Origin of the sequence: Microbacterium sp. (assembly GCF_035554235.1) — a bacterium.
Lineage (GTDB): Bacteria > Actinomycetota > Actinomycetes > Actinomycetales > Microbacteriaceae > Microbacterium.
This window is the reverse complement of sequence record NZ_DATMIO010000062.1, coordinates 1-3,436: the sequence shown is the minus strand read 5'-3', so window position 1 is coordinate 3,436 and position 3,436 is coordinate 1. Positions and strand designations below refer to the sequence as shown.

Sequence of the window (3,436 nt, the reverse complement as noted above, 5' to 3'; positions counted from 1 at the left end):
GCACGCTGACCTGGCGGTCGGAGATCAACAGGAGCCGGTCGTTCGGAATGACGATCAGCGTGTCGACCTCCTCACGGAGGGTCTCTATCCCGGCCTCGGCCTGCATGGCCCGGCGCTTGCCCTCGAAGCTGAAGGGCCGGGTGACTACGCCTATCGTGAGCGCGCCGAGCGAGCGGGCGATGCTGGCCACGACCGGCGCGCCGCCGGTGCCGGTGCCACCGCCCTCCCCCGCGGTCACGAAGACCATGTCGGCGCCCTTGAGCACCTCCTCGATCTCCTCACGGTGGTCCTCGGCGGCCTGGCGGCCCACGTCGGGCTGCGCGCCGGCGCCGAGCCCGCGGGTGAGCTCGCGGCCGACGTCGAGCTTGACGTCGGCGTCGCTCATCAGCAGCGCCTGGGCATCGGTGTTGATCGCGATGAACTCGACCCCGCGGAGGCCCAGTTCGATCATGCGGTTGACGGCATTGACGCCGCCACCGCCGACGCCGACGACCTTGATCACGGCGAGGTAATTCTGGTTCTGGCTCATGCCGGCCTCCGTCTGTCCTGAACCTCGTTCAAAACCTTCAACCTCTAGTAGAGGTATAAAGAATTGCTCGGTATGCAATTCCCAAGACAGACGCTAGGCGGCGCCTGCACTGCGGGCGGGAGCGCGGTGGGCGTGTCGCGACATCCCATCGACATTGCCTTCTCAGCGCACGACGACCGCGGTCGGCGACGACACGTCGTAGACGCTCACGTCGGCCGGCGGGCGCTGGACCATCGTCGTCTCGAGCACGAGCGCCTTCATCACGGAGCGCTCCGCATTGCCCCACACGACCTGCGTGTTCGTGCCGCCGAGGGTCAGGACGACATCGTCCGGCGACGTCGCGGCGACCGCGGTCACCTGCAGGCGGATCGAATCGGGGAGCGACCGCATGACGCGGCCGGCGGCCGCGAACGCGTCTGATTTCGCACCACCCCGCACCGTGAGCACCGGCTGGTTGGCAGGCGCCACGGCGGTCGTCGAGAGTGCCACGCCCGCGGCATCCACCAGCGTGAAACCGGCAGCCGACTCGACGACGCCGATCGGCGTGCGCTCCACGACGCGCAGCACGAGATCGTGCGGCGGCCGGGCCTCGAGCGTGTAGGTCTCGATCAGCGGGAACGCGACAAGCGCGGCCTTGACGGCGCTCGCGTCGATGAGGGGCAGTGGGGTGCCGATCTGATCGGAGAGCGCCGCCTCCACGGCCGCGACATCGAGTTGCTCGCCGCCGACGACGCGGATGTTCTCGACCGCGAACAGCGGGCTGTATGCGGCGCCGACCGAGCCGAGGACGAGCACGACGAGGGAGGCCGCGACACCGATCCACACGGCCCGGCGACGTCGCGCGCGCACGGTGAAGCGGCGCACTTCCGCCCGCAGGGCCTTGCGTCGCGCGCGCGACGCGGCCCAGACGTCGACGAGGCGGACCGCATCGGGCTCGCTCCGCGATCCCGCGGCCGAGCCGGATGCGGAGCCGGTCGCGGGGCCTGCCGCGTCGCCCGCAGGCCCGTCCCCCGACATCCACCCGGGAAGGCCGATCGGCGCGGTGGCCGTGTCCGGTTCGACGACGGCGGGGTGGTCCACCGAGACGTCGCCGTGCTCCGCGGCCGTCTCCGGCTGCTCGACCGGCGGCTCCACCGGGTCGGGTCCCTTCTCGGGGACGGGGAGGGGCGAGGGCCGCCGCATCCTTACTCCCCGGGACCGTGCGTCGAGGCGGGGCCGGTCGTGCGCTCGAGCGCGGCGAGCACCTGCGGGATGATCTGGTACACGTTGCCGCAGCCCAGGGTGATGACATAGTCGCCGTCGCGGGCGAGGCCGGCCGTGTACTCCGCGGCCTCCTGCCAATCGGCGACGTAGTGCACGTGCGCCGGGTCGGAGAAGGCGCCGCTCACGAGCTCGCCGGTCACTCCGGGAACGGGGTCCTCGCGCGCGCCGTAGACATCGAGCATCACCGTGTGGTCGGCGAGGGATTCGAGCACCTCGGCGAACTCGCGATACATGAGCTGGGTGCGCGAGTACGTGTGCGGCTGCTGGATCGCGATGATGCGTCCGCTTCCCACGACCGTCCGCGCCGCGGACAGCGCGGCGGCGACCTCGGTCGGGTGGTGCGCGTAGTCGTCGAAGACGCTCACGCCCCGCTCGATGCCGTGCAGCTCGAAGCGACGCACGGTCCCCTCGAAGCCCTCGACCGCCCGCACCGCGGGCTCGAGGTCGTACCCGAGGGTCATCAGCACCGCCGCGGCACCCGCGGCGTTGATCGCATTGTGCGCCCCGGGCACGGCGAGGCGCGCCGCGACGGAGACGCCGGCATGGGTCAGCGTGAACGACACGGGACCGTCGGTCAGGATGTCGGTGACCCGGACGTCCGCGTGCTCGGCCTCGCCGAAGGTGATCACGTTCGGATGCGCCAGCCGGGCGGAGACGCGGACGGCGCCCGGATCGTCGGACGAGATGACGACCGCCTCGCGTGCCTTGTCGGCGAAGCGCACGAAGGCGTCGTCGAACGCCTCCGCCGAACCGTAGTGGTCGAGGTGGTCGGGATCGATGTTCGTGATGAGCGCGACGGAGGTGTCGTAGAGCAGGAACGTCCCGTCGGACTCGTCCGCCTCGACGACGAACAGGTCATCGCTCCCTGACCCGCTCGATGCACCCAGCTGCGCGATGACACCGCCGTTCACGAAGCTGGGGTCGGCGCCGAGCGCCGTGAGCGCGGTGACGATCATGCCGGTCGACGTCGTCTTGCCGTGCGCTCCCGCCACCGACACCAGGCGGCGACCGCCGATCAGCCAGTGCAGCGCCTGCGAGCGGTGGATGACCGGCATCCCCCGATCTTTCGCCGTGACGAACTCGGGGTTCTCGGGCCAGATCGCACCAGTGTGGATGACCGTGTCGGCGTCGCCCAGGTTCGCGGCGTCGTGGCCGACGTAGACCGTGGCGCCCGCGCGTTCGAGGTCGCGGAGCGCCGCGCTGTCGGCGCGGTCGGATCCGGAGACCGGAATGCCCGCGGCGAGGAACATGCGGGCGAGCCCGCTCATGCCCGATCCGCCGATGCCGATGAAGTGCGCGGCGCCGATGCGCTCGGGGATGGGAAGGCTCAGGTCGGGTGTGATCATGACCCGTCAATCCTAAGTTGGGCTCCCGCCCGGCGGGTCCCGGCGCGCCCGCGCCCCCCTGCGCGCCCGCGCCCCCGCGCACCTCCGTGCGCCCCCCTTCCGCGGTGTTCACTCGGCGCAAAGCGCGGGCGCGGGTGCCCAGGCACCCGCGCTTTGCGACGAGCGAGCACCCGGCCCGGCCTGGTCAGCGCGCGAGCGCCGCGTCGATCATGGAGATGACGTTCGCGGTGCCCGTGCGGGTGCCGATGGATGCCGCGGCCTGCGCCATCGCGGCGATCCTCGGCCGATCGCCCAGCAG

At 71.5% G+C, this 3,436-nt stretch carries 3 protein-coding genes; all 3 read right to left on the bottom strand.

Annotation, left to right across the window (positions count from 1 at the left end):
• Positions 1–529: cell division protein FtsZ (locus VNT50_RS03020; RefSeq protein WP_325483619.1), on the bottom strand; the 529-nt coding region annotated here is incomplete at its 3' end.
• A 162-nt stretch (positions 530–691) separates the two neighbouring features.
• Positions 692–1,711: an FtsQ-type POTRA domain-containing protein gene (locus VNT50_RS03015; RefSeq protein ID WP_325483618.1), complete on the bottom strand. Its 1,020-nt coding sequence runs from the start codon at positions 1,709–1,711 to the stop codon at positions 692–694.
• 2 nt (positions 1,712–1,713) lie between these two features.
• Complete coding sequence (gene murC, locus VNT50_RS03010) at positions 1,714–3,138, bottom strand: UDP-N-acetylmuramate--L-alanine ligase (RefSeq protein WP_325483617.1); 1,425 nt, start codon at positions 3,136–3,138, stop codon at positions 1,714–1,716.
• Positions 3,139–3,436 lie beyond the last annotated feature (298 nt).